Source organism: Tenacibaculum litopenaei (genome assembly GCF_964514025.1).
Taxonomy (GTDB): domain Bacteria; phylum Bacteroidota; class Bacteroidia; order Flavobacteriales; family Flavobacteriaceae; genus Polaribacter; species Polaribacter litopenaei.
The window spans coordinates 721,213-748,146 of sequence record NZ_CAZEQT010000006.1; the positions used below are offsets into that span (position 1 = coordinate 721,213).

Here is a 26,934-nt window from a genome sequence, read left to right on the forward strand (position 1 = left end):
ATTTCAAAACAACGAGCTACTCAACTTATGCCAATTCAACAACTAAATCGTTGGCATCAACCAAGGCCCCTGCCTCCAATTGAATTTTAGCAATGACCCCCGAGTTTACCGAAGTTACTGTCGTCTCCATTTTCATGGCTTCAATGACAAATAAGGGTTGGTTTTCCAGCACTTTTTCGCCCGGCTTAACCAATACATTCGACAACAAACCTTGTAGTGGTGCACCTATCTGCTTCTCATCACCCTCAGAGGCCTTGACGTTCTCTATCTTTTCTACCGCAATGGTTTCATCTTTGATCAGTACCGATCTCATTTGACCATTTACTTTGAAAAACACCTCTACCATTCCGTCTTCATTGGCGGCACTCTTTTGCATCAATGAGATCAAAATGCGCTTTCCTGGCTCAATATCAACCATAATTTCTTCTCCTTCCTCTAAACCAAAAAAGAAGCTCTTGGTAGGCAGCTGCATGATGTCTCCGTATTTTTCATGCTTGTTAAAAGCATCGACAAACACTTTAGGGTACAACTTATACGATAAGAAATCCGTGAGCTGCAATTCCCTGTCAATTCCCGTCTGAAATTGATTTTTAAACACGTCGAACTCCTTTTCAAAATCGATCGGTGCTAAATGTTCATTCGGTCGGTCTGTATAAGGCTTTTCACCTTTAAGGATAATCTTTTGCAATTTCTCAGGAAATCCTCCAACAGGTTGTCCGAGATCTCCTTTAAAAAAGTTAATCACCGATTGTGGGAACGAAATTGTTTCTCCACGTTCCAAAACTTCTTGGACCGTCAAGTTATTCGTAATCATATACTGGGCCATGTCTCCCACAACTTTCGAACTCGGCGTCACTTTGATGATATCACCGAAAAGTTGATTAACCTCTCCGTACATCTTCGTCACTTCATTAAATTTATCTTCCAAGCCTAAAGCTATTGCCTGTCCTTTTAAATTCGAATATTGCCCTCCGGGAATTTCGTGGGTATACACTGCTCCTGTACCCGATTTTAAGCCTGATTCAAAAGGGTAGTAATAACCTCTTACAGCCTCCCAATAGTTGGAGTATTCTGCGAGTTTTTCCGTATCGAAGTGCGGCGCCCTCTCATGGTGAGCCAACACCTCCACCAATGCATTAAAGTTAGGCTGCGAGGTCAAACCTGACAGTCCTCCTAACGCTACGTCTACCACATCAACTCCTGCTTCTATCGCCTTGATATACGTGGCCGATTGCAAGGAAGAAGTATCGTGCGTATGCAGATGGATAGGAATCGAAATTTCTGATTTCAAGGCACTGATTAGTTCATAAGCCGCCTGAGGCTTTAACAAGCCCGCCATATCTTTGACACCGAGAATATGCGCTCCTGCATTTTCAATGTCTTTGGCCAGTTGCAAATAGTACTTTAAGTCGTACTTTGTTTTTGAAGGATTTAAAATATCTCCTGTATAGCAGAGCGACGCTTCTGCCAATCCATTCGTTTTATTTCGTACGTGACTAATACAAGGAGCGATCGATTTCATCCAATTCAACGAATCAAAAATTCTAAAAACATCTACTCCAGTTTCCCAAGATTTTTCGACAAACTTCTCAATCAAATTATCTGGATAAGCTGTGTATCCTACTCCGTTTGACCCTCGAATCAACATTTGCAAAAGTACGTTGGGCATTGCTTTTCTCAGAAGTGCCAGTCGTTCCCAAGGATTTTCTTGTAAAAATCGGAGACACACGTCAAAAGTTGCTCCTCCCCAAACTTCCATACTAAAAATTTCCGGATGATTCTTACTGTAGCCCTCTGCCACTTTTAGCATATCAACAGTTCGCATTCGCGTCGCCAACAAACTCTGATGTGCATCGCGCATGGTGGTATCTGTAAAATGAACTTTCTTTTCACTGCGCAACCACTTTGAAAAACCTTCGGGTCCGAGCTCTGTCAAAAGGTCTTTCGTTCCTTTAGGATGCTTGTCTAGGAGCGGAAATGAAGGAACTATAGGCGTGCTAAATTTGTGATTCGGGTTCACCACCTTGACATCGGGATTCCCGTTTACGATCACCTCACCCAAATAGTTAATTATTTTATTTGCTCTGTTCCTCGATTTTCTGAGCTTGAATAACTCAGGGTGTTCCTTTATAAAGTTCACCGTTACCTCGCCTTTTCGGAAGGTTTCGTGTTTTAATATATTGTCTAAAAACGGAATATTTGTCTTTACGCCTCGGACTCTGAATTCCCCCAAAGCTCGGATCATTTTTCGACAGGCACCATCAAAAGTTCTACTTCGCGCAGATACCTTTACGAGCATCGAATCAAAAAATGGTGAAATTTTCACTCCTTGATAAATACTTCCCGCATCCAAACGAATTCCAAAACCAGAAGCACTACGGTAGGTTGTTACCGTTCCGTAATCAGGTTTAAAATCGTTAGCTGGATCTTCCGTGGTAACCCTGCATTGCAAGGCATGACCAACTACCTTTACCGATGCTTGATTTGGAATTTTAATTTGTTTGTCTGCTAATTTGTAGCCTCCAGCTATGAATAGCTGTGTCTTAACCAAATCTATATTGGTTACCATTTCTGTAACCGTGTGTTCTACCTGAATTCTAGGGTTGACCTCGATAAAATAAATGCTTCCGTCTTGATCCACCAAAAACTCAACAGTTCCAATATTGTTATAATCTACCGCTTTACAAATAGACAAGGCATAATCGTATAAGCGTTCTGTAATCGCGGTATCTAAGTTAATTGAAGGAGCAATTTCTACCACTTTTTGATAGCGTCTTTGAACCGAACAATCACGTTCATAAAGATGTACCATATTCCCGTGTGCATCAGCTACGATTTGGATTTCTATATGCTTTGGATTTTCTATGTACTTTTCTAAAAACAAGGTATCGTCTCCGAATGCATTTAACGATTCTCGTTGCGCTTCAGGAAAGGCTTTGCGAAGCATCTCGTCATTTCGAATCACGCGCATTCCTCTTCCTCCTCCTCCAGAGGCAGCCTTGAGCATAACAGGGTAGCCAATTCTGACCGCTTCTTCAAGAGCAACCGCTACTGAAGTCAAACTTTGGGCATTGCTTTGAATAATAGGTACCTGATTGTCAACAGCTACTTGCTTTGCTGTGATTTTGTCACCAAGAGCCTTCAAAACTGACACTTTGGGCCCGATAAAGATGATTCCATGATCCTCACATTTCTGGGCAAATTCAGCATTTTCAGAGAGGAAACCATATCCTGGATGAATCGCATCTGCTCCGGTCTCTTTGGCAACCTTTATAATTGCATCCATGTTTAAATACGGCTTTAACGGATCGTTGTCCGCTCCTACCTGATAGCATTCGTCCGCTTTGTAACGATGGAGTGAATAGCGGTCTTCAAAAGTGTAAATCCCTACTGTTTTGATACCAATTTCATAACAAGCCCTGAATACTCGAATGGCGATTTCTCCACGGTTAGCTACGAGAACTTTTTTGATGTTCATTGTACGTAAATGTTTTGATAAATATTAATTGTGTTGTTGATTTCCAACAAAGTTAGCTCTTTTTTGTATTTTTTATTAAACTATGTTAAAATGATATAAATTTTTAACCAAAAACTAAATTTAAACCATTTTTAAAACAAAAACACACACCAATAGTTATAATACAAAAGAAAAACAACTCAAAATGCAGTAGTATTTCTCAATTTACGAGTAAAAAATTAAATTCTCAACAAAAGGGCTAAAAAAAAAGACGCAAAATGCGTCTTTTCCTTTTGTACATTCAATTCAAAACCCAGAGCTAGCTCTTGAGTTCATTAGTAGAAGCTTCCAATTCTTTTGTAAAAGGTTGTGAATACATTCGAGTATTTAGTGCTTTAAAAACCGCATTGGCCACAGCTCCTCCTGCCGGAGGTAAACCCGGTTCTCCCAAACCTGTTGGAGACAATTCATTGCTCACAAAATGCACCTCGACCGCTGGTGTTTCTTGCATTCGTATTAGACGATACGAGTCGAAATTTTTACTTGATGGTTTGCCGTCCTCAAAACTAAAATCACCATACATTGCATGGCCTATTCCATCCAAGACACCTCCTTGAATTTGATTTATAGCACCCGTCGGATTTACTACGATACCACAATCCACCGCTGCCACTACTTTGGTTACACGAGGCTTCCCATCTTCTAGGACTACCTCTGCTACCTCAGCAACGTGTGTATTATGACTGTAATATGCTGCAAACCCCTGATACACTCCCTCTTTGGCTTTGCCCCAGTTTGCTTTTTCGGCTGCTAGTTTAATAGTTTGCTCCATACGCTCACCAGAATATTCAATTTTCTCATCACTTGAGCCTTTTACTTCTTGCAAAAGTTCTAATCGCAATTGAACAGGGTCTTTTGCTAATTTTTCGGCCAGCTCATCGAAAAAACTCTGCTCGGCAAATGCTAAGAAATTGGTGTAAGGAGCTCGCCATGCCCCCGTTGTAATAGCACTTTTATAGTTTTGAGTGGATACTTTGTAATTTGGAATACAGCCTGCAGGAAAAAAATGAGGTATGAGTCCGTACATATTTCCATTAATAGCCGCTTCTTTTAAATGATATCCGGTTATTTTACCTTCTTTAATTGCGGCCTTTATTCGATACTTAATCGCCGGTCTGTAGATTCCGTCCGTCATATCATCTTCTCGGGAGAACACTACCTTTACTGGTTTTTTGGCTATATTGGAAATCTCTGCAGCTTCCAGTGCAAAATCTCCGTAAAGACGCCTTCCAAATCCACCTCCCATACGCGTCATTTCGAGTTCGATATCGCTTTCATCTCGGTTGAGCAACTTTGCTATTCTTCCTGCTGTCCACTGAGGTGTTTGTATGGGGCCTACCAAATGCACTCGTTCTGGGGTGACATCGGCATAAAAATTCATCGGCTCCAAACAATTGTGCGGTAAAAAAGGGGAATGGTAAGTGCGTTCCAGAACTTCATCAGCCTCTTTAAAAGCGCGGGCTACATTTCCATCTTCTCTTCGTACATCAAAATCATCAGCATCCAAAATACCGTTTAAAATTTTATCGTGATCTGCTGTACTTTCCAAACTCCCTTCCGCTTTCCATTCTGCAAGCAAGGCTTTCTTTCCTTTCATGGCAGCCCAAGTACTCGTGGCCAAAACAGCCACCTTATCACCAAAACGGTGTACTTCTTTTACTCCTGAAACTTCTTTTGTCACACGATCGTCAAAACTGACGAGTTTTTTTCCAAACGCAGGAGGTCTGAGTACTGATACATACAGCATTCCTTCGGCCTTATAATCCAATCCGAACAGCGGCTTCCCTGTGACAATTTTGCTCAAATCTACATTTATAGCATCCGTACCTATCAAGGTAAACTCACTAGGCTTCTTAAGTTTTACATCTTTCGGAACCTCCAATTTGGCGGCCGCTAAGGCCACCTCTCCATAACCTAAGGTTTTTCCGTCAGCATTACTGATAATTCCTGCACGTGCAGTACACTGGTCAGGACTCACCCCCCACTTTGCAGCAGCGGCGTTCACTAACATTTGTTTGGCAGTTGCCCCAGTTTGACGCAACGCATCCCAGCCCTGTCGAATACTCTGGCTACCACCGGCTACTTGACGGGTGTATTTTTTATTGTCGTATTTTGCTTGTACCACCTTAACGTGCTCCCAAGGAACATCCAATTCTTCTGCGATGATCATGGGCATTGCTGTTTTCACTCCTTGCCCAATTTCTGGGTTAGGAGAATAAATGCTCACATAACCATTATCCGCTATTTCAATAAAGGCATTAAAGTCGTTAAAATTTAACTGGTCGATATTTACAGGAGGTTTAGCATTGGATTTACAAGCAGTAAACAAATTAAACCCAATGAGCAAACCACCACTGGTAAGCGCGCTGGCCTTTAAAAAATTTCTCCTACTTACACCTGAAGTTTTTACTGTTGTTTTCATGTAGTTATTTTTGTAAAGGTTAGCTCATTTTCTCAGCAGCTATCGCCACAGCTTTCTCTATTCTATTGTAAGAAGCGCAACGGCACAAATTTCCGTGCATCGCCTCTCTAATTTCATCTTTGGTCGGATTGGGATTGTCCTTTAGGAAGGAAGCTGCAGTCATTATTTGGCCAGCCTGACAATAACCACATTGTGGAACATCAACCGCTTTCCACGCTTCTTGTAATGGATGATCGCCTTCAGCAGACAGCCCTTCGATCGTCGTAACCGCCTCGGTAGTCAGTGCAGAAACTGGCAACTGACAACTCCGCATGGCTACACCGTCAATATGGACTGTACAAGCGCCACATTGGGCAATTCCACAGCCAAATTTTGTTCCTACTAAATTGAGTTCATCTCTCAGTACCCAAAGTAACGGGGTATCTGAATCAACGGTCACCTGTTTCGATGCACCGTTAATTTTCAGTGTATAGGTTGGCATTATTTTGAAAGTTTTGTTCGTTCTGTGTAAGTTACAAAAAATCCCATAGCCAAGAAAAGCTACACTCCTTTTTAAGATATTTTTAAATAAAAAAACAGTCCGAAGACTGTTTTTTTGATACATTCATCCAAGCTCAGTGAGCTTGTTGTAAATGTTTATAGACTATCTCTAAAACGCTGTAAAATCATTTGTTGAATTCTCTTGTCGTACTCTTTTCGTCCTGCCAAATACACCTCGAGTTCTGCCGTGGAAAACTGGCCAATGACCGTACCTATGAGCGTTGCCTTCACACTTCGCTGTTTTTGAACTAAATTGGTGACTTCTTCTAAAACAGTCTCCTTCGTTCCACGGTATACGTCCAACTTAAACTGTGCAGCATATTCATCTATTAGCCTTAGCAATAATTCGTGCTGTAATTTTAGCACAGGTCGCAATACAGTATTCTGAAACTCCTCAGCTTCACTCGTGCCCGACAAATTCAATTCCGGTCTAATTTTAGGCGTTCTGTTCATTTAAAAAATTTAACACGTTGGTTTCTATTCGCTTCGCCACATTGGTAGTATCGGCTTTCACAAAGCGATCTCCGGTAATTTGCTCGAAAAGTTCGATGTATCGATTCGAAATTTCTGTAATTTTCTCTGTAGACATCTCTGGGATTTCCTGTCCTTCTTTCCCTTGAAAACCGTTTTCGATAAGCCACTGACGGACAAACTCTTTTGACAGCTGCTTTTGTTTTTCTCCGCGTTCCTGGCGTTCTTCATAACCATCCGAATAGAAATAGCGCGACGAATCTGGCGTGTGAATTTCATCGATTAAAACAATTTCTCCTGCAGGCGTTTTACCGAATTCATATTTGGTATCTACGAGTATCAATCCGCGCTCTTTAGCTATCTCAGACCCCCTTTGAAAAAGTGCACGTGTGTACTTTTCTAGTACGAGGTAATCTTCTTCTGAAACAATTCCCTTGCTCAAGATGTCTTCTCTAGAAATATCTTCGTCATGGGCTCCATTATCTGCCTTGGTAGAAGGCGTAATGATAGGCTCAGGAAATTGATCGTTTTCTTTCATTCCTTCAGGCATGGCTACTCCGCACAATACCCTTTTTCCTGCACTGTATTCTCGCGCTGCGTGTCCTGACAAATACCCTCTGATAACCATTTCTACCTTAAAAGGCTCGCAGGCATGTCCGACAGCGACATTCTCATCCGGATTTGCCACCAACCAATTGGGAACCAAATCCTCGGTATCTTTCATCATTTTCGCAGCGATTTGATTTAAGATTTGCCCTTTAAACGGAATTTGTTTCGGTAAAATCACGTCAAATGCAGATAAACGATCAGAAGCGATCATCACTAGCAAATCGTTTTCTAAAGTATATACTTCTCTTACTTTCCCTTTGTAAACGGCCTTTTGCCCAGGAAACTGAAACGCAGTTTCGTTAATTGTATTCATGTATTCTTGTAAGTTGTGTTGTAGCTCACAAATGTAAGTGATTTCGGGAATATTACCGGCTATTTAGATCGGAAAAATCAGCAAATTTCGCTAGGTAGCACTGTCGTTAAACAAGCGCTCCATATTACCCTTAAACACCTCCCCTATAGGAATTTCCTTTTCTCCTAATTCGAGATCGTTTTTGGTATATGCGGTAATTCTGTTTTTGTTTACGATATACGAACGATGAATTCTAACAAATCGATGGTCCAGTTTTTTTTCGAACTCCGAAATGCCGTATTTGACCACGTGAACTTCGGTATCGGTAACTATCTTCACGTAATCTTTCACGCTTTCCACATACGCAATTTCAGCGAGTATCAGCTTGCATTGCTTGCGATTCTTTCGAATAAAGATGCTCTTTTGGCTTCCCGTTTCCGGCACCGTTGCTCGTACCTTCGTAGGTGTGGTAGTTTGCAATGCTCTGAACTTCTCAATCGCCTGAAAAAAACGATGAAAAACGATGGGCTTTAGAAGGTAATCAACAGCGTTCAATTCGAAACCTTCCACCGCGTAATCCCTGTAAGCGGTCGTAAAAATAACTCTAGGTTTATTTAGTAAATTCTTAAAGAACTCCGTTCCTTTTAACACTGGCATCTCTATGTCTAAAAACAGTAAATCAATCGCCTCTTGTTGCAATACCTTGCTCGCCTCTATCGCGCTCCCACAAGAAGCTACCAACTCAAAATCATCGAGTTGTGACAAATGCGTTTCAATGAGTTCTCTGGCTAATTCCTCATCATCGACTATCATACAAGTATACTTCATCGTTTTTCAAGTGTTAATCGGACACTAAACTCGGTATCGGTTTCAGAAATGTCCAATGTATGTGCCTGTGGATACAAAAGCGCCAACTGTTTTTTTACATTCTGCAGTCCTATACTGGGTTTGTTTGTGCTTAGTTGTTTTTTGGGTTTTGAATTTACTACCGTAAATACAATTTGATTCGCTACGATCGATAAATGTATCTCAATAGTAGCCTGTTCGAGTTCTTGAGCCACTCCGTGCTTAAAGGCATTCTCAACAAATGTCAATACGATCAACGGGGCTATTTTCACTTCTTCTGTAACTTCGCTCCTACTCACGACCTTGACGCGTTTTCCATAGCGGATTTTTTCTAAGGTGATGTAATTCTCTATCAACAGCCACTCTTTTGACAAACTCGTAAAATTAGCGGTACACCCGTAAAGCATATAATCCAATATAGCCGACAACTTTTCAATAATCACAGGAGCTAATTCTGATTTTTTCAAGGTCAACGCGTAGAGATTGTTGAGCGTATTGAATAAAAAATGAGGATTCAACTGCTGCTTTAGTACTTTTAATTCAGCGATCTTCTTTTGCTCGTTTAACTCTAACAACTGACGCTGTTTACGGTAAAAATCGTACATCAACAACATCGCCGCCGGTGTGACAAACTTAATGGCCTTGCTTAAAATAGCTCTAAAATTCCAGACCTTCTCCCAAAAGGGACGGAGCATAATTTGCTGCTTTTTGATGGGATAATACGAAAGATAACGCGGTTCATACCAATACGTGCGCATGGCTAAATACAGTACATAGGCCAGAAAAAGCAACAGCACGGTACTCGCGATGAATTTATAAAACTGCCCCTTATTCAAAAAAGCAGGTACCAACCACTGACGGATGAGTTGCGCACAAATAAACTGAGCAAATACCAAAATCAAAATGCTTTCAAATACTTGTAAATACCCCGCCTCATAAAAAGAAATATCGGTGGTGAGGTAAAAATAACTAAAGACCAAAAGCCAAAAAAGGCTTTGCTTTACATAGGTATATCTTAACAGCTGAACATTCATAACAGAAACTCAAAAACTACTTATCTAGCGAATGTACAGTTAATTTTTAAATTTTAGCCATAGCAAAGACGTAAACCCCTTTGACGACAACCAAACCAAGATTTAGGTCGACCAACACCGTTTTCGACTCCTATTGAGTTTCTGTATGCCTTGGTACTAGGTTGGTCTACTTTCCGAAAATAGCTCCCATCAAACTTATAGTTTGGTCCTCAATAAACCTATTACACAAAACCAAATCTATGAAATCATTACTCACCGTCATCGCACTGTTGGCCACATTGCAATTCACCCGAGCACAGGAGCAGACAATTCCTTTTATCAATCAACGCCCCTCCATCGATGGAAAGCTTCAAGAAGCGGTATGGCAAAGCTTACCTTCCTATAGTAAGTTCCGCAACTTTATTCCAGAAAATGGCAGTTTATCCGAACAGCAAACTGAGGTTAAAATTTTCCACAATGGACAGTCGCTATTTATCAGTGCTGTCTATCGCGATTCGACTGAAAGAACGCAAATTGGCTCCTTAAAAAGAGACGACATCCGAAATTCCGTTGCGAGCAGTGATGCTTTTGTCTTGGTACTCGACACCAATAATCAACATCAAAATGCCTTTTATTTTGCCTGCAATATCGGAGGAGCTCTTTCCGATGCTCTGATTGAACGCAACGGTCAATTTTACAATATCAACAACAGTTGGAATGCTATATGGACTGCTGAAACCTCACAGGAAAACACACGTAAAATCTACGAAATAGAAATCCCGCTCTCTTCTATTGGGTTCTCAGAAAACAGCCCTGAATTTGGTTTGCTGTTTTACCATCGAGACATTAAAAAAAATTCCTGGTCTAGTTATAGCGCCATAACGCGCAACTATCAAATCTTCGATTTGCGATTTACCAAGAAATTTCACGTTGAAAAACTAAATCAGAGCAGTACTTCTCGCATCACTTTAACGCCTTCTATCACCTCACAATACCAACACACACTCCGTCCAGCGCTTCACAAAAGTCAGTTTACCCCGAGTTTAGACCTGCAGTATTCCATCAACGCATCCTTGCGACTCGACGCTACAGTGAATCCCGATTTCTCACAGATCGATGTGGATCAGCAAGTAACCAATTTGAGTCAGTTTTCTATTAACTTTCCAGAGAGAAGAAACTTTTTTCTCGAAAACAGCGATCTGTTTTCAAATTTGGGGATCCCTGCGGTAAACCCGTTCTATTCTCGTCGCATTGGAGCAAAAAGCGATATTTTATTCGGTGCAAAACTCTCCGGAAACCTCAGTCCAAAAACGCGTTTGGGATTTTTAGACGTATTCACTAAGGCCAATGCCAATACCTCTGCAGAAAACTACGGAGCTTTAGTACTCGAACAGCAATTAAATCGCAATTTTAGCACAACTGGCTTTATTGTCAATCACCAAGAAATGGACGGGTTTCGGTTTGGAGATCAATACAATCGCGTTGCAGGGGCGAATGTAAACTATCGGTCAGACAACAACAAATGGACTGGCCTAGCCAATTACGCCAAAAGCCTCGGAAACGACTACGACAGCGCCAACAATTTTTATCATTTAGGAATGTGGTATACCAGTAATAAAAGTGAAGTTGGCTTTTCGGCACATCACGTGCAACAGAACTACCTCACCAATATTGGCTTTGTACCTCGTTTGTACACCTATGATGCCGCGAGTCAACAAACCATGAGAGAAAGCTATACCCAGGCCAACGCACGACTTTCCTTTCGAACTTTTTTCAAAAATCACGCATCCCTCGATTCTTATCGTTATTTTCTTTTGCGAAGCAGCGGTACCTGGAATGCTCGTGGGCAACTCATACAATCGTCTTTATTTTTCAACAATGCCCTGTGGTTTAAAAACCTTTCTTCTATCTATTTCAATGCTTTCTTCGACTATAACGAACTCCAATACGCCTTTGACTTATTGCGAAATGGGAACTACTTGCAACCCGGAACTTATCATTATGCTGGCGTACAGGCAGGATACAACTCCGTTCGCAATCGAAACTTTCGGTACAACGCTTCCTTGCGTCACGGTAGCTACTATCACGGCACGCGGTCAAGACTATTTGTAAATGCAGAATATTTAGTACTCCCCACAGCTAAATTCAGAGCTACCTACGAAGTAAATGCCATAGACTTAAAAGCACTGGGAAAACGCACGTTTCATTTATTGCGAATGACCAACGAGCTCTTTTTTTCACGTCGATTAAATTGGACTACTTACATTCAATACAACACCCAACTCAACAATCTGAACATCAACAGTCGCTTGCAATGGGAGTACCTTCCATTGTCTTATGTATACCTCGTTGTAACCGACAACTTTGACCAGCACGTACACAGAACGAATTGGGGTGTGGCACTTAAACTCAACTATCGCTTTAACATATAGCTAAAAAAAGCGAGTAGTGAACTACTCGCTTTTTTTTATTCTGATTCTATGCTTTTATACGCTGAGATAATTTTTCTCACCAATCGATGCCTGATAACATCTTTATCGTCTAGGTATACTTGTCCAATGCCCTCTATATCTTTTAAGGCCAACAAGGATTCTTTAAGACCTGAAACTTGTTTACGCGGTAAATCAATTTGCCCCGGATCTCCCGTAATAATAAACTTTGCTCGTCGTCCCATACGGGTTAAGAACATTTTCATTTGGGCGTGGGTAGTGTTCTGAGCCTCATCTAAAATTACAAAGGCATTGTCTAAAGTACGTCCACGCATAAACGCTAAAGGTGCAATTTGAATGGTTCCGTTTTCTATATAGGCTTGTAATTTCTCATGTGGGATCATATCTCTCAAGGCGTCGTAAAGCGGTTGCATATACGGATCGAGTTTTTCTTTTAGATCTCCTGGCAAAAAACCGAGGTTCTCTCCAGACTCTACCGCTGGACGCGTTAAAATAATTCTGCGAACTTCCTTTTCTTTCAATGCGCGCACCGCAAGGGCTACTGCTGTATAGGTTTTTCCGGTACCAGCAGGTCCAACAGCGAAAAGCATATCGTTTTTCCCCATCAAACTGACCATTTTGCGTTGGTTTTCTGTTTCCGCTTTGATCAATTTCCCACTCACTCCATGGACTAACACATCCTTACTGCTCCCCGATTTCCTCAGTTCTTCTTCTTTACCGGTAGAGGTCAAAATTCGTTCAATACTATTCTCGTCCAATCGATTATATCTGTGAAAATAGCGCACCAACATGTCAAAGCGCTTTTCAAACTCATCCAATATCTCCGATTCTCCGTAAATTTTCAGGGTATTTCCTCTAGCAACTATTTTTATTTTTGGGAAGTACGTTTTTAATTGAGCGATGGTGCTATTTTGCGCACCAAAAAAATCATTTGGGTTGATTTCTGTTAATTCAATAATACGTTCGTTCAAATGTAATAGATTTTAAATATTATTCTGTTTAAAAATACCAATTATTTTTAATGAATTACTTAGTTTTGCTTTAATTTTCGAGTAATTTTTTAACAAAACAATTAACAACACGCTAACGCAATGTCTCTCATCACCTTAACCACCGACTTTGGAATCAAAGACCACTTTGTGGGAGCTGTCAAGGGAGCCATATATTCGGAATTACCCGATGCGAAGATTGTTGATATTACCCATAGCATATCGCCATTCAATATCACAGAAACGGCGTATATCTTAAAAAATGCCTACAAGAGTTTTCCGAAAAATACGATTCATATCGTCGGTGTAGACTCGGAACTCAGCGTCGAAAATAAACACATTGCTATACTCTTAGACGATCATTATTTTATTTGTCCTGACAACGGCTTAATTTCTATGATTGCCTCAGAAATACAACCGACAAAAATTGTCGAAATCAACATCCACAACCACATAAGCACGAGTTTCCCGGTGTTGGACGTCTTTGTTAAGGTTGCCTCTCACATTGCTCGAGGTGGTAGTTTAAACGTTATCGGTAAAGAAATTACCGACTACAAAAAACTGATTGAAATTCAACCCAAAACCAATCAGCGACAAACCATCATCAAAGGAGGTGTTTTGTACATCGACAATTACGGTAATGTTATCAGTAATATACACAAGAGATTTTTTCAAAAAATTGGAAAAGGACGTCCTTTTGTCGTATCGGCAGGACGATACCGCTTCAAAAAGATCTTCAACCGTTACAATGAAATTGTAGATCTCACTTTACCAGAAGAGAAGCGGCAATACGACGGAGAGAAACTGGCCCTTTTTAATTCAGCAGGTTTTTTGGAAATTGCCATTTACCGCAGTAATTTAGGAACTGTTGGAGGCGCCTCTACCCTTTTAGGATTGCAATACAGAGATACTGTAACTATTGAATTTGAAGAAATCGTAAAACCTGAATTTATCCCCATAACTTAATATATGTTTGTAAGAATTGTCAAGCTTAGTTTTGCTCCAGAACACATCGAGGAGTTTTTAGCCAACTTTGAAGAACAAAAAGAACACATACGAAACTTCCCCGGTTGTCGTTTATTAGAAATGTACAGCGATAAGCACGACCCTAGTATTTTTTTCACGTATAGCTATTGGGAACGTGAAGAAGATTTAGAAAATTACAGAAATTCAGAACTCTTCCAAGGAATTTGGGCCAAAACGAAAGTTTTTTTCAATGGAAAACCCGAGGCTTGGAGTGTAGACAAACTAGTGAGCCTACCTTAAGGTGAGGAACACACGATAACCCTATAAACCGTATATCTCTATGATCTCAATAATAAAAAAAGAGTTTAACTCCTTTTTCTCGTCCCCTATTGCCTATTTGGTTATTGGTGTATTCCTCTTAATCAACGGCTTGTTTTTATGGGTTTTAAAAGACGATTTGAATATACTTCAAGCTGGTTTTGCCGATTTGAGCAGTTATTTTTTTCTAGCTCCTTGGCTGTTTTTATTTCTCATTCCAGCAATAACAATGAAGTCTTTTGCCGATGAATATCAAACGGGAACTATTGAGTTACTCAAAACCCAACCCCTATCAGATTGGCAAATTATCGTCGGAAAATACTTGGCGGCGCTATTATTAGTTTGCATTGCTATCTTGCCAACACTGAGTTATACTTATACTATTTACGCGCTTGCAAACCCTATAGGAGGGATTGATTTTGGAAGCATTGCAGGGTCATATGTAGGCTTGTTTTGTATTGCCATTTGCTACACCGCAATTGGGATCTTCACTTCGACACTGACCAAAAATCAAATTGTTGCTTTTATCGCGGCGGTGTTTATTTGTTTCCTGCTATTTTACGGATTTGAAGCAGCCGCAACAACACTTGACAACAATAGGACGCTTCAACTCCTTGGACTCAACGAGCATTATAAAAGTATTAGTCGAGGTGTTATCGATACCCGAGATATATTGTATTTCGGAAGTTTGACCTTTTTCTTTTTATTTATGACCAAACAACAACTACGCAATGAATAAGAGCATAAAAAACAGTTTACTGGTGCTTTTAGGCATCGCAGTTCTCAATTATATAGCACAACGCAGCTACCTCCGATTTGATTTAACTGAAGACAAGCGCTATACGCTTTCAGAGGTCAGTGAAGACTTATTAGATTCCTTAGACGAATCACTCTATATCGACGTTTATTTACAAGGAGAATTCCCTGCCGAATTTAAACGATTGCAAATCGAAACCGCCCAATTTTTAGATGAGTTACAAGCCAGAAATGGCTCAGTTAACATCCGTTTTATCAATCCTGACGACTATCGTGAAGATCTGATCAAAAGAGGCATGCTACCTAGCAGACTCACCGTCGAGGAAGATGGCAAGCTGTCAGAAGCCATTATTTTCCCTTGGGCCGAACTCACCTACGGTACCCGACGTACCTCAGTTTCACTATTACCATCAACCCAGGCAAAGTCGCAAGAAGAACAGCTACAACAAGCTATCGAAAAACTCGAATACTCGTTTGCAAATGGAATTGCCACCCTATTAAAGGACCAAAAACCAAGCATCGCCGTATTAGCAGGAAATGGAGAATTGGACGATAAGTATCTCTACAGTTTACTCTCTGACATTCGCACAAAATACCGATTGGCAAAATTCACCCTCGACAGTACCGCTTCGAACCCTGAAAAAACGCTAAAAGACCTTCGAAAATACGATCTTGCATTCATCGCAAAACCTACGGAACGATTTAGTGAACGCGAAAAGTTAGTATTGGATCAATTTATTACACACGGAGGAAAATCTCTATGGATGTTGGATGCCAACTACTCCGATACAGACAGTTTGTACAACGAAGGTAAAATGATGGCCTTTCCGAGAGACCTCAACCTCACCGATTTATTGTTTGGCTATCAAGTTCGTATTAATAACAAGTTGATCAAAGACCTATACAGTGCAAAAATCCCACTTGCCACCGGAAATGTAGGAAACCAATCACAGTTTCAGCAGTTGCCTTGGTTTTATTACCCTTTAGCACAAGCAAATCCGTATCATGTTATTACAAAGAATGTATCGCCTGTACGTTTTCGATTTACAACTCAAATTGACACCTTAAAAGGCGGGCTCCAAAAAACACCTTTATTGGTCTCTTCTCCTTTGAGCAAGAAAATAGGAACCCCTAAAATCATTGAATTACAAAGTATTACTCAGGAACCTCAACAGCGCGATTATTCCGATGGACCGCAATTACTCGCCGTACTGCTTGAGGGGGATTTCGCTTCTGCCTACGAGAACAGAATTAAACCTTTTAAAACTCAAGACTACCTAGCTAAAGGCGGTCCGAACAAAATGATAGTCATCGCCGATGGAGATTTGGCCAAAAACGAAATGCTCAAAGGTAAACCCATGGATTTAGCGAAAGATAAATGGACAGGTGATTATTATGGAAATAAGGAATTTTTAAGTAATGCCATTGATTATCTCATGGATGATGCAGGATTACTTCCGTTAAAAAATAAGACTATCAAAGTAAGACTATTAGACAAAAAAGCCGCCTACGAATCAGCTGACACTTGGAAGCTGTTTAATATAGGAATGCCTTTACTCCTTTTGGGGCTTTTCGGTTTTGGTTTTAATTATCTCAGAAAACGCAAATACAGTAATTAAAAAAAAGGAAGTACTGTGGTACTTCCTTTTTTTAATTTTATTACTTTCTTCTAACAACCCGACGCACAACACTGGTCATCTTTTACCAATTTGCAGGATATCACGGCTAACAACGCTCCTAAAAACGGGGCTGTCAAATACAACCATAAATGCTCGTAATGACCAGAAACTATTGCTGGAGCTAGGGATCTAATCGGATTCATAGATGCCTTGGTCATCGGACCGGCAAACATCGCCTCTAACAGCACTACCCCTCCAATAGCAATTCCTGCCATCACTCCTGTTTCTTTACTTCCTGTCGAAACATTGATAATAGTTAGCATTAAAAAGAACGTCAGCAATAACTCCAACACAAACGCTCTCCAAGCATCCATCGCCGGTAAGGTAGCTCCGTAAAATTCACTTGTCGGAAAAAGTATCCAAAGAACTACACTTGCCAATAGCGCCCCTAAAAACTGCGCTGTGATGTATCCTGGAACTCGTTTCCAATCAAACTTTTTTGCGTAGGCAAATGCAACGGTCACTGCGGGATTAAAATGTGCTCCTGAGCTCTCACCAAAAGCGTATATCATGGCCATTACTATAAGTCCCCAAGTCATGGCTACGCCAATATGGGTTAAATCTGCCCCTTGGGTCACCTCACTGATGGTCATGGCTCCTGTACCACAAAAAATCAATGAAAACGTACCGATAAATTCTGCAATCAATTTTTTCATGCTTGCAAATATACACTACCTTATTTTAAGTTTTTGTTAACATTAATAGGCATATTTCGTTGTAATTTTAGCTAAATTTTTAATCAAACACACCATAACATGAAAAAAGTACTTTTAAGTTTGGTAGCGCTGGCTTGTACAAGTCTGCTTAACGCACAGGTGAAAACACCTGCTTCAAGTCCATCTTCCAAATTGGAGCAACAAGTTGGTCTAACAGATGTATCTGTTGAATACTCTCGTCCTGGGATGAAAGGAAGAAAGATATTTGGCGATTTAGTTCCTTTTGGGAAGCTTTGGCGTACCGGAGCAAATGCTAACACTAAAATCACTTTTAGTGACGATGTTACTATTGATGGAAAAGAATTAAAAAAAGGAAGCTATGCAATCTACACCAAACCCAATAAAGATTCTTGGGAGGTAATTTTTTATAACGACACCAATAACTGGGGAACTCCTAGAAAATGGGACGCGTCAAAAGTTGCTTTAACTACCACAGCCAAAGTGGTACCTATGCCCGTGAAAATAGAAACTTTTACCATTACTATTGATGATATCACCAACAATTCAGCAGCAATAGGTATGTTGTGGGAAAATGCTTATGTAGGAGTTACGTTTACAACACCAACTGACAAAGGTGTAGAAGCGAGCATTACAAAAATTATGAATGGACCTTCGCCTAATGATTATTACGCGGCGGCTGTGTATTACTTAACTGAAGGAAAAGACATTAACAAAGCAAAAACTTGGATTAACAAAGCCGTTGACATGACTAAAGAACAGCCAAGATTTTGGTACTTGCGTCAACAATCATTAATCTTAGCTAAAGCAGGAGATAAAAAAGGAGCTATTAAGGCTGCTAAAGGATCTTTGGCGGGTGCTGAGAAAGCGGGAAATGCTGACTATGTAAAAATGAATAAAGAGTTTTTAGCAAAAATGAAGTAATTCGTTGCTTTTGCTATATACCTCAAGAAAAGCCTGCTTTTGCAGGCTTTTTCATTTTAACAACTATTAGTCCAAATTATTTCACTATAAGTAAAATTTATACACTTTTTTTAACAATAACACAACTATCATTTAACTTAGTGAGTAACTAAAAATCACTAACCCAATGATTTACTCAACCCTTCTAATGAAAAGGCTGCTCACAAGCCTTTGTTTCCTTGCGGTTATTCACCTACAGGGACAAACCAATAACTATGAAATTGGTATCGGGATCTCCGATATCACTGGTCAAATTGCACAAAGTAACTTTTTCGGTTACGGAAACCCTTTTTTTAGTAATTCGGGAATCAAAGACCGGCAGTACGCTCGCGCTTTTATTGTCAAAGAACCCAACGGGAAACCGGTAGTCTTTGTCAACATCGACAAAGGAGCCGTGTTTCAATCGGTCAATCAAGCTGTACTGCAAGCACTGCGCAATGAGTTCGGAACACTTTACACCGACAGCAACTTGATTATCAGCGCAACACACACCCATGTGTCACCGGGTGGTTATTCACATTACGAACTGTACAACACAGCTACCGGTGGACATTACAAAACCAATTTTTCCATTCTCATTTCCGGTATCGTCCAAGCGATAAAGCAAGCGCATGAGCACATGAGCCCTGGAAGAATTTACTATAACAACGGCTATTTAACGAATGCGAGTATCAACCGCTCTTTAGTGGCTTACCAGCTCAACAAAGACGCCAATGCCTACCCTAGTATCGACCAAGAAATGACAGTACTCAAATTTATCCAAGGAAATCGTCCTGTAGGAATGCTTTCATGGTTTGCTGTGCACCCCACTAATTTGACAAAAACGTACAAGTTTTGTAGTGGTGACAACAAAGGGTACGCTGCTCTTGAATTCGAGCGACTCCAAGGTACACAATACCGGGCTTCACACCCACAATTTATCGCGGCATTCGCCAATTCCAATGCGGGTGACATGTCACCAAACCTCCGTCAACCTGCCCCTGACGACCCGCGAACAGATGCCTCAGGACCAGGAGCTACAGAAGAAGAAAGCGCAGCCATAATTGGGATGCGTCAGTATCAAAAAGCCTACGAATTATTTAACAGTGCCACCATTCAATTAACCGGTTCAGTGGTTGCCGTTACTAGGTACAGTGATTATTCAAAGCTGTCCATAGCGCCCAAATTCACCGATGGTGAATGGCGTCAAACCTGTAAAGCAGCATTGGGCTTGTCATTCCGAGCTGGAGCAGAAGATGGTAGAAGTGGCATAGGACGTGAGGGTGAAACTCGAAGCAACCCTACCAGCGGATGTGCCAATGCTCAGTGTCATATGGAAAAACCTATTGATATACTCTTCAATATTGGCGCTAATGACGCCAACCCAAGAACCCCAAAAATACTCCCTACCAGTTTGCTAAAAATTGGTCAGTTAGGAATTTTAGCAGCTCCAGGTGAATTTACGGTAATGGCAGGAAGACGCATGCGTAAAGCCGTGAGTGATGTGCCTGATACCGGTATACAATACACCGTATTCACGGGGTATGCAGATGCCTATGCTGGCTATGTAACGACTCGTGAAGAATACGCCTCTCAACAATACGAAGGTGCCAGCACACATTTTGGCCCTTGGACCTGTGCTGCCTATCAACAAGAATTTGAACGCTTGACTACAAAAATTCGCACGCCTTTGGCCAATCCTTGGCCCGTTCCGGAACCTCAAGCACCAGTAAAGTCCTTTATTGGCCTCGACAAAACGGCTCCTATATTGTTTGATGACAAACCGCTCTTTAAATCTTTTGGGAGTACCATCCAAGACGCTACTTCTTTTTACACTGCCAATCAAACTGTAAACGTTAGCTTTTGGGGAGGACATCCGAATAACAATCCCAGAACCAATGGCAGTTATTTAGCAGTACAACAACTCATTGAAGGCTCGTGGATTACCCGATATGAAGATCGTGACAATTCGACCAAAATGGAATGGAAACGCAGTGGCATTGCCAATTCAAAAATTTACATCCAATGGAAAATCCCCACCAATGTCGATGCAGGCACCTACCGCATTGTTCATTACGGAGCATGGAAAAACGGATGGACAGGAGCTGTAAAACCCTATACTGCCACCAGCCGAACTTTTGCCATTGGGCAACAGCGAAAGGCTCTGCAAAAAGAAAATGCCAACACGAGTATTTCGCTTTTCCCCAACCCAGCAAAGCAATACGTCCAATTTGCAAATCCTCAGCGATGGAAAGGCACAGTATTCCTGATGAACACTTTAGGACAAAAGGTATGGGAACAATCCTTGGGAGCATCCGATATTGAAAAGGTCCCCTTGCGTACTTTGCAACGCGGTGTCTACCTCGTTCATATCCGTTATGAAAACCAACCTATAGTGAAAACAAAACTCATTAAGCTATAAACAAAAAGCGTTCCTCACAGAGGAACGCTTTTCTTATAATGATCGTCTCATTTTTATCAAATGTTGTTTGAATCCAACCTTTTCATAGGCCCTTATCGCTCCTGCATTTTCAGCAAACACATCCAGTCGAACCTCCTCCATTCCTCGCTCTTTACACCAGCTGAGTAAGGCCTCCATAATCATTTTATTTACTCCTTTCCCCCTGCTTTCCGGAACGGTATACATAAACCCGAGGTAGGCAAACTTGTCGTATTTGTAATAATTTTTAAAATCGGCTATCCTAGCATACCCTGAAGCGATGAGTTCACCGGCCTCTTCGGCCACCAAAACCAATACTTCTACTGCGTGAATCATTGCCTCGATATCGTAATAATGTATGGTCCCCTTTTTAAAGGTGGGCTCAAAAGGTCTTTCTGCAGTTATTAAATCTTGTTCAAAATCTAATAATCTAGGCAAATCAGATATTGTTGCTGTGCGAATTGATATCATGTATTTCTCGAATGAATTTTTCTAACTAATTTTTATCAAATTTACTGAAAATATCCATGAAAAAGGGGATCGAAAGCTATTGATCAGTATCGAATTTTAGCTCAGTCACTTACCAACTACTCACGGAGAAAAAGCAAAAAGCGAAAAGGTACCTTTCCGCTTTTTATTTTATATTTTGAATAAATTCTGAAAATACAAAGTCGATTCAAAATTCATTCTTCTGAGAATTCTAATAGTTTAGGTATCGCTATTCCACTAACGAGCCTTGTCTACCCTCCATTAAAGCTTGGATGAAAACCGCCAATACCATGACGATGATACAACCTACGGCATTCAACCACAAAAAGGAAAAATAGTCAATTTTATAGAGGATAAAAATTGCGAACTGCGTAATAATTGCAGCGACAAAAACCGCATTCCCTCTGGTAAATTTAACAAAAAAGGCCAACAAGAAAATTCCGAGAACATTTCCGTAAAACAAGGACCCTATAATGTTTACTAACTGAATTAGATTGTCAAATAGATCGGCCACACAGGCAACAACTATGGCCAAAATACCCCAACCAAACGTCAATAACTTTGTGACTTTTACATAATGCGCTTCATCGTAATCTCGTGAAACATTTCGCTTGTACAAATCGATGGCTGTTGTAGAGGCCAGCGCATTGAGCTCAGAAGCTGTAGATGACATGGCTGCCGACAAAATTACGGCTAACAACAAACCTATTAATCCCGTGGGCAAGTATTTTAAAATAAATTGAATAAACACGTAATCTTTGTCATTCAAAACCACAGTATCATCGGCTTGTTTAATCAATGTTTTAGCCTCAGCTTTTAATTCGGCATCCCTTGCATTCAGACGCTTTAAACTGGCTTTTACCTCCGGTGTTAAGGAAGCAGTTAGCAAGGTTTTCTTTTGACGTTCTATGCTCTTATGCTCCTCTCCTAGCTTTTCGTAAGCGGCACTGTGTTTAGATACTCGAACGGCTTGTTCTGCTTTTGGATTAAAGTGTAAAGGACTGCTGTTAAATTGATAAAACACGAAAACCATGATTCCTACGAGTAGGATAAAAAACTGCATAGGCACTTTTAGTAAACCGTTAAAGATAAGCCCCAGTTGACTTTCTTTACTCGACTTTCCCGATAAATAGCGCTGTACTTGACTTTGGTCCGTTCCGAAGTAGGAAAGCATTAAAAACGTTCCTCCTAAAATCCCCGTCCAAACGGTATAACGGTTATTTAAATCCCAAGAAAAATCTAAGATATTCATCTTATCACTCGCTCCTGCAATGTCAAGAGCTCTCGAAAAATCAACTCCTTCAGGCAACTTATCTAAAATGACATAAAATGCTACGAACATCCCGGCAAAAATAACTGCCATTTGCTGTTTTTGAGTAACACTTACGGCCTTCGTTCCTCCTGATACGGTATATAAGATTACTAAGACTCCGATTAATATGTTTAGAGTGATCAGATCCCACCCTAACACCGTTGACAATACGATGGCTGGAGCATAAATTGTTATTCCTGCAGCCAATCCGCGTTGCACCAAAAACAAGAAAGCCGTCAGCATCCTGGTTTTTCCATCAAAGCGCTGTTCCAGGTACTCATAGGCGGTAAACACCTTTAATTTGTGGTACAACGGAATAAACACCAAACAAATAATCACCATTGCAATAGGGAGTCCAATATAAAATTGAACAAAGCCCATACCGCTGTGAAAAGCCTGTCCTGGTGTTGATAAAAAAGTTATGGCACTCGCTTGAGTTGCCATTACTGACAACCCAATTGTCCACCATTTACTTGAATTTCCTCCTTTAATATACTCTTCTACGCTGTTGTTTCCTTTTGTTTTCCAAATTCCGTAGCCTACGATAAAAAGTAACGTAGCGCTCAATACTATCCAATCGACTAATTCCATAGCTTAAGCGGCATACATTTTCGTTAATACGTAAAATAAAATCAGGTAAATTACATTGGCTAACAGCACCCAGCTGTATTCTTTTTTCCACTTGTATTTTGGGGAGGTCATTTATATGTAGTTTTAATTATTCTTTCGGTTTTACAAAAAAGCTGTGAGCCAAAGCAGCTTCACTAACTAAACCCGAAGAAAACTCTATAGGAGCTCTCGCTGGAGCATCAGGATTTCCGTTCTCATCTTTTTTATACCACGTAATCGCTTTGGGCAACAAGAGTCCATTAACAGATTCCCATTGGTCGTATTTAATTAAATTAAACGAATCTGAAGGTTTTTTAGAGAAATACGTCACGGTATATCCTAGCCATTCCATCTGAAAAGTTTCGGGATTGTAATATATAAAATAATTATCATCGGGAGAGGTACCCACATTGGCTTTGTACGAAATTTTAACACCTGGATACTCTTTTCCTTCGAAAGTTAAGGGTTTTGCCTCGCTGTAGACAATTCCATCATCGGCTAAAACAAATGGCATTGCGTAAAAATAAAAGTACAAATTGTAGTAAAATTCTGGATTTCCTTTAAAAGCGGTAGAATCTTGCTGATGTAACCACACATTTTCTCCGTCAAATCCCAAAGAATAGGCATCGGTATTCACCACTGTTTTACGCGTGTGTAAATCGACGGTATGTTCTTGGTCATTCACTTTGAAACTCATGGTTTTCGCTTTCTTCCACGTAGCGATTCCTCCGTGCTTTTCAAACACTTTTGCTAAACTTTCAGGATACGTAGGCGCTTTTGCTTGGGCAATTACTTTTTCGGGAATTTGCTCTTTTTGTTTTGTTTCTTTTTTACAGGCGCTGAGCACTACACTTAGTGCTACGAGTACAGTTGCTAATCTCATGTTTGTTTTTAGTTTATACTCATCAGTCGTAATTTTTTAGCAGCATTACAAAAAGACATAAAAAAACCTGAGAATTAACATTCTCAGGCTCTGTATCAATCATTTGATTCTCTTTTAATCGTTGTGCATAAAACGTTGTTTTGCCAAAAGCTCCTCATCCGTTTCCACATTATTATCATCTGGAACACAACAATCTACAGGACATACTGCCGCACATTGTGGTTCTTCGTGAAATCCTTTACACTCTGTACATTTATCGGCAACGATGTAGTATATTTCATCAGAAATCGGTTCTTGCTCATCTTCAGCATTCGCCTTATTTCCGTTCGGTAATACGATATCTCCTTCTAAATCGGTACCATCTGCATACTTCCAGTCTTCTGCACCCTCATAAATAGCCGTGTTAGGGCATTCTGGCTCACAAGCTCCGCAGTTTATGCATTCATCAGTTATTATAATTGCCATAATAAATCTCTTTCAGTTTTGTAACTTTGCAGGCACAAAAATAGTTCCAATTTAATTTAGAACCAATATAAATGGATACGAATACAACACGCGTAGAAGCGTTTTACCAACTCGGAAGGTTTTTAAGTCAGTTTAGTCGTGAAGGTATCACTCAAAAAGAAGAGATACAATTTAATGATCTATTTTTTGATGGATTCAAACATCAATTAAAAGTTGCAGCAGAACGCAATACTTGGTTTACCCAAGAAAATTTGCTTTTCGCAACGGAAAATTGGTCTAAAGCTCTCAGTAAAGAGGCTCTAGAAACGTGGACAGCACCCTTTGAGAAAGGCATCGATACTCCGAAAAACATCGCTGTTATTATGGCTGGAAACATCCCTATGGTAGGATTTCACGATTTTTTATCGGTTCTTATTTCAGGGCATACTATTACCGTAAAACAATCGTCAAACGATAAGCATTTACTCCCTTTCTTAGCTAAGTACTTGGAGTATGTTTGTCCAGAATTAAAGGGAAAAATCCAATTTACGGAAGAAAAGCTCCCTGAATTCGACGCTGTGATTGCCACTGGAAGCAATAATACGGCACGTTATTTTGAACATTATTTCAAAGACAAACCGAGTATCATCAGAAAAAACAGAAATTCAGTAGCCGTGCTCAGCGGTACGGAAAGCAGTGATGACTTAGAACAACTCAGTGAAGACGTTTTTCGTTATTTCGGGTTAGGATGCCGCTCTGTTTCCAAGCTCTTTGTACCTAAAGACTATGATTTTGATGCTTTCTTTAGAGGAATGTACAACCGCCATGAAATTATAAATAACGCCAAATACGCCAATAATTACGACTACAACAAAGCCGTATACCTCATGAGTGAATTTGACATTTTAGAGAATGGTTTTTTAATGATCAAAGAAGATGCGAGTTACGCCTCTCCAATAGCTTCTGTATTTTACGAGTATTACGATACCAAAGATAGTTTACTCCAAAAATTAGCAGACGACGCTGAACAAATTCAATGCGTAGTAAGTTCAGATACTGCTGCGGGGCATATACCATTCGGAAAAACTCAATTCCCTGAGCTATGGGACTACGCAGATGGTGTAAATACCTTGGAATTTTTACACAAACTTTAAACAAAAACAACAACACAACATAACACCCTATGAAAAAACACAACTTTAGCGCCGGACCTTGTATCTTACCAGAAGAGGTATTGCAAAAAGCTTCAGAAGCCGTGGTAAATTTTAATAATGACAATTTATCACTGATAGAAATTTCACACAGAAGTAAGCCTTTTGTAGATGTCATTGAGCGTGCGCGTTCACTGGCTTTAGAATTACTAGGCTTGGAAGGAAAAGGCTATCACGCTTTATTTTTACAAGGAGGAGCCAGCAACCAGTTTTTGATGACTGCGTATAATTTATTGAATAAAAAAGCAGCGTATCTAAATACCGGAACTTGGAGTAGCAAAGCCATAAAAGAAGCCAAATTATTTGGTGACTTGGTAGAAGTTGCTTCATCAGAGGACAAGGGATTTAACTATATCCCAAAAAATTACGACATCCCAACCGATGCCGACTATTTTCACTGTACCAGCAACAATACTATTTACGGTACTCAGATGAAATCGTTCCCAAAAACTGAGGTTCCTTTAATTTGCGATATGAGTTCTGATATTTTTTCCAGAAGTCTCGATTTTACAAACTTTGATTTGATTTACGCTGGAGCTCAAAAAAACATGGGGCCTGCCGGAACCACTTTGGTCATTGTAAAGGAAGGGCTGTTAGGAAAAGTTGAGCGCGCTATACCATCGATGCTCAATTATCAAACACATATCGACAAGGATAGTATGTTTAATACCCCTCCTGTGTTTGCTGTGTACGTTTCTATGCTTACCTTGCAGTGGTTAAAAGATCTCGGAGGAATTCCGTTTATAGAAAAAGTAAATGAGAAAAAAGCAGCTTTATTATACGCTGAAATCGACCGAAACCCCCTATTTAAAGGCGTGGTAGCTCCGGAAGATCGCAGCATCATGAATGCTACTTTCCAATTGACCAATCCGGATCACGCAACCGCATTTGATGCGATGTGGCAAGAAGCTGACATCAATGGATTGCACGGACATAGAAGTGTGGGTGGATATAGGGCAAGTATGTATAATGCATTACCTTTGCACAGCGTTCAAGCATTGGTAGATGTCATGCAAGAGTTCGAACGCAAAGCACAATAATAAAACAACGCGTTTATACAAC

At 40.3% G+C, this 26,934-nt stretch carries 22 protein-coding genes; 9 read left to right on the forward strand and 13 right to left on the reverse strand.

Annotated features, from left to right (window positions below; translation table 11 throughout):
• Positions 1–25: 25 nt before the first annotated feature.
• The 7 genes from ACKTS5_RS11890 to ACKTS5_RS11920 form a co-directional block, all read right to left on the reverse strand.
• Positions 26–3,478 carry a pyruvate carboxylase gene (locus tag ACKTS5_RS11890; protein ID WP_408044094.1) on the reverse strand — a complete coding sequence of 1,151 codons (3,453 nt, stop codon included), beginning with the start codon at positions 3,476–3,478 and terminating at the stop codon, positions 26–28.
• A gap of 298 nt (positions 3,479–3,776) precedes the next feature.
• Positions 3,777–5,939: a xanthine dehydrogenase family protein molybdopterin-binding subunit gene (locus tag ACKTS5_RS11895; protein WP_408044095.1), complete on the reverse strand. Its 2,163-nt coding sequence runs from the start codon at positions 5,937–5,939 to the stop codon at positions 3,777–3,779.
• Positions 5,940–5,958: 19 nt separating this feature from the next.
• The gene (locus ACKTS5_RS11900; protein WP_408044096.1) at positions 5,959–6,420 is read right to left on the reverse strand and encodes a (2Fe-2S)-binding protein; all 462 of its coding nucleotides are present in this window, start codon (positions 6,418–6,420) and stop codon (positions 5,959–5,961) included.
• A 155-nt stretch (positions 6,421–6,575) separates the two neighbouring features.
• Positions 6,576–6,932, reverse strand: a complete 357-nt coding sequence (locus ACKTS5_RS11905) for a hypothetical protein (protein WP_408044097.1) — start codon at positions 6,930–6,932, stop codon at positions 6,576–6,578.
• The gene (locus tag ACKTS5_RS11910) at positions 6,916–7,872 is read right to left on the reverse strand and encodes a phosphoribosylaminoimidazolesuccinocarboxamide synthase (RefSeq protein WP_408044098.1); all 957 of its coding nucleotides are present in this window, start codon (positions 7,870–7,872) and stop codon (positions 6,916–6,918) included. Before ACKTS5_RS11910 ends, ACKTS5_RS11905 begins: the two co-directional genes overlap by 17 nt.
• Before the next feature lie 90 nt (positions 7,873–7,962).
• Positions 7,963–8,679: a LytR/AlgR family response regulator transcription factor gene (locus tag ACKTS5_RS11915; protein ID WP_408044099.1), complete on the reverse strand. Its 717-nt coding sequence runs from the start codon at positions 8,677–8,679 to the stop codon at positions 7,963–7,965.
• Positions 8,676–9,731 carry a sensor histidine kinase gene (locus ACKTS5_RS11920; protein WP_408044100.1) on the reverse strand — a complete coding sequence of 352 codons (1,056 nt, stop codon included), beginning with the start codon at positions 9,729–9,731 and terminating at the stop codon, positions 8,676–8,678. The genes ACKTS5_RS11915 and ACKTS5_RS11920 overlap by 4 nt, the downstream gene beginning before the upstream one ends.
• A gap of 239 nt (positions 9,732–9,970) precedes the next feature.
• On the opposite strand from ACKTS5_RS11920, the gene ACKTS5_RS11925 reads away from it, so the two are divergent.
• Positions 9,971–12,142, forward strand: coding sequence for a DUF5916 domain-containing protein (locus ACKTS5_RS11925; protein WP_408044101.1), 2,172 nt, complete (start codon positions 9,971–9,973; stop codon positions 12,140–12,142).
• A gap of 35 nt (positions 12,143–12,177) precedes the next feature.
• On the opposite strand, the gene ACKTS5_RS11930 is transcribed toward ACKTS5_RS11925, so the two are convergent.
• Positions 12,178–13,131, reverse strand: a complete 954-nt coding sequence (locus ACKTS5_RS11930) for a PhoH family protein (RefSeq protein ID WP_408044102.1) — start codon at positions 13,129–13,131, stop codon at positions 12,178–12,180.
• A gap of 120 nt (positions 13,132–13,251) precedes the next feature.
• Between ACKTS5_RS11930 and ACKTS5_RS11935 the strand changes: the two genes are divergently transcribed.
• Genes ACKTS5_RS11935 through gldG form a run of 4 tightly spaced genes read left to right on the forward strand, consistent with a single transcriptional unit; the run spans position 13,252 to position 16,808 of the window.
• Complete coding sequence (locus ACKTS5_RS11935) at positions 13,252–14,115, forward strand: SAM hydrolase/SAM-dependent halogenase family protein (RefSeq protein ID WP_408044103.1); 864 nt, start codon at positions 13,252–13,254, stop codon at positions 14,113–14,115.
• A 3-nt stretch (positions 14,116–14,118) separates the two neighbouring features.
• Positions 14,119–14,415, forward strand: coding sequence for a putative quinol monooxygenase (locus tag ACKTS5_RS11940; protein ID WP_408044104.1), 297 nt, complete (start codon positions 14,119–14,121; stop codon positions 14,413–14,415).
• Between the two features lie 40 nt (positions 14,416–14,455).
• Complete coding sequence (gene gldF / locus ACKTS5_RS11945) at positions 14,456–15,172, forward strand: gliding motility-associated ABC transporter permease subunit GldF (RefSeq protein ID WP_408044105.1); 717 nt, start codon at positions 14,456–14,458, stop codon at positions 15,170–15,172.
• Complete coding sequence (gldG, locus tag ACKTS5_RS11950) at positions 15,165–16,808, forward strand: gliding motility-associated ABC transporter substrate-binding protein GldG (protein ID WP_408044106.1); 1,644 nt, start codon at positions 15,165–15,167, stop codon at positions 16,806–16,808. The genes gldF and gldG overlap by 8 nt, the downstream gene beginning before the upstream one ends.
• A 50-nt stretch (positions 16,809–16,858) precedes the next feature.
• Here the strand turns inward: gldG and ACKTS5_RS11955 are convergent, their stop codons facing one another.
• Entirely contained in the window at positions 16,859–17,524 is a 666-nt protein-coding gene (locus ACKTS5_RS11955) for an aquaporin (protein ID WP_408044107.1), read from the reverse strand.
• Positions 17,525–17,623: 99 nt separating this feature from the next.
• Between ACKTS5_RS11955 and ACKTS5_RS11960 the strand changes: the two genes are divergently transcribed.
• Together ACKTS5_RS11960 and ACKTS5_RS11965 are read left to right on the forward strand one after the other, a co-directional pair.
• A complete protein-coding gene (locus tag ACKTS5_RS11960) occupies positions 17,624–18,466 on the forward strand; it encodes a DUF2911 domain-containing protein (RefSeq protein ID WP_408044108.1) in 843 nt (280 codons plus the stop codon).
• 166 nt (positions 18,467–18,632) lie between these two features.
• The gene (locus tag ACKTS5_RS11965) at positions 18,633–20,906 is read left to right on the forward strand and encodes a neutral/alkaline non-lysosomal ceramidase N-terminal domain-containing protein (RefSeq protein WP_408044109.1); all 2,274 of its coding nucleotides are present in this window, start codon (positions 18,633–18,635) and stop codon (positions 20,904–20,906) included.
• Between the two features lie 33 nt (positions 20,907–20,939).
• Here ACKTS5_RS11965 and ACKTS5_RS11970 read toward each other — a convergent pair whose 3' ends face one another.
• The 4 genes from ACKTS5_RS11970 to ACKTS5_RS11985 form a co-directional block, all read right to left on the reverse strand.
• Positions 20,940–21,395, reverse strand: coding sequence for a GNAT family N-acetyltransferase (locus tag ACKTS5_RS11970; protein WP_408044110.1), 456 nt, complete (start codon positions 21,393–21,395; stop codon positions 20,940–20,942).
• Between the two features lie 247 nt (positions 21,396–21,642).
• The gene (locus tag ACKTS5_RS11975) at positions 21,643–23,316 is read right to left on the reverse strand and encodes a sodium:solute symporter (RefSeq protein ID WP_408044111.1); all 1,674 of its coding nucleotides are present in this window, start codon (positions 23,314–23,316) and stop codon (positions 21,643–21,645) included.
• Between the two features lie 127 nt (positions 23,317–23,443).
• On the reverse strand, positions 23,444–24,217 hold the full coding sequence (locus ACKTS5_RS11980; RefSeq protein ID WP_408044112.1) for a DUF6503 family protein: 774 nt from the start codon (positions 24,215–24,217) through the stop codon (positions 23,444–23,446).
• Positions 24,218–24,331: 114 nt separating this feature from the next.
• Complete coding sequence (locus ACKTS5_RS11985; protein WP_408044113.1) at positions 24,332–24,682, reverse strand: 4Fe-4S dicluster domain-containing protein; 351 nt, start codon at positions 24,680–24,682, stop codon at positions 24,332–24,334.
• Positions 24,683–24,753: 71 nt separating this feature from the next.
• On the opposite strand from ACKTS5_RS11985, the gene ACKTS5_RS11990 reads away from it, so the two are divergent.
• Together ACKTS5_RS11990 and serC are read left to right on the forward strand one after the other, a co-directional pair.
• Positions 24,754–25,815 (forward strand): acyl-CoA reductase, encoded by a 1,062-nt coding sequence (locus tag ACKTS5_RS11990; RefSeq protein WP_408044114.1) that lies wholly within the window; start codon positions 24,754–24,756, stop codon positions 25,813–25,815.
• Between the two features lie 29 nt (positions 25,816–25,844).
• Positions 25,845–26,912 (forward strand): 3-phosphoserine/phosphohydroxythreonine transaminase, encoded by a 1,068-nt coding sequence (serC, locus tag ACKTS5_RS11995; RefSeq protein WP_408044115.1) that lies wholly within the window; start codon positions 25,845–25,847, stop codon positions 26,910–26,912.
• Positions 26,913–26,934 lie beyond the last annotated feature (22 nt).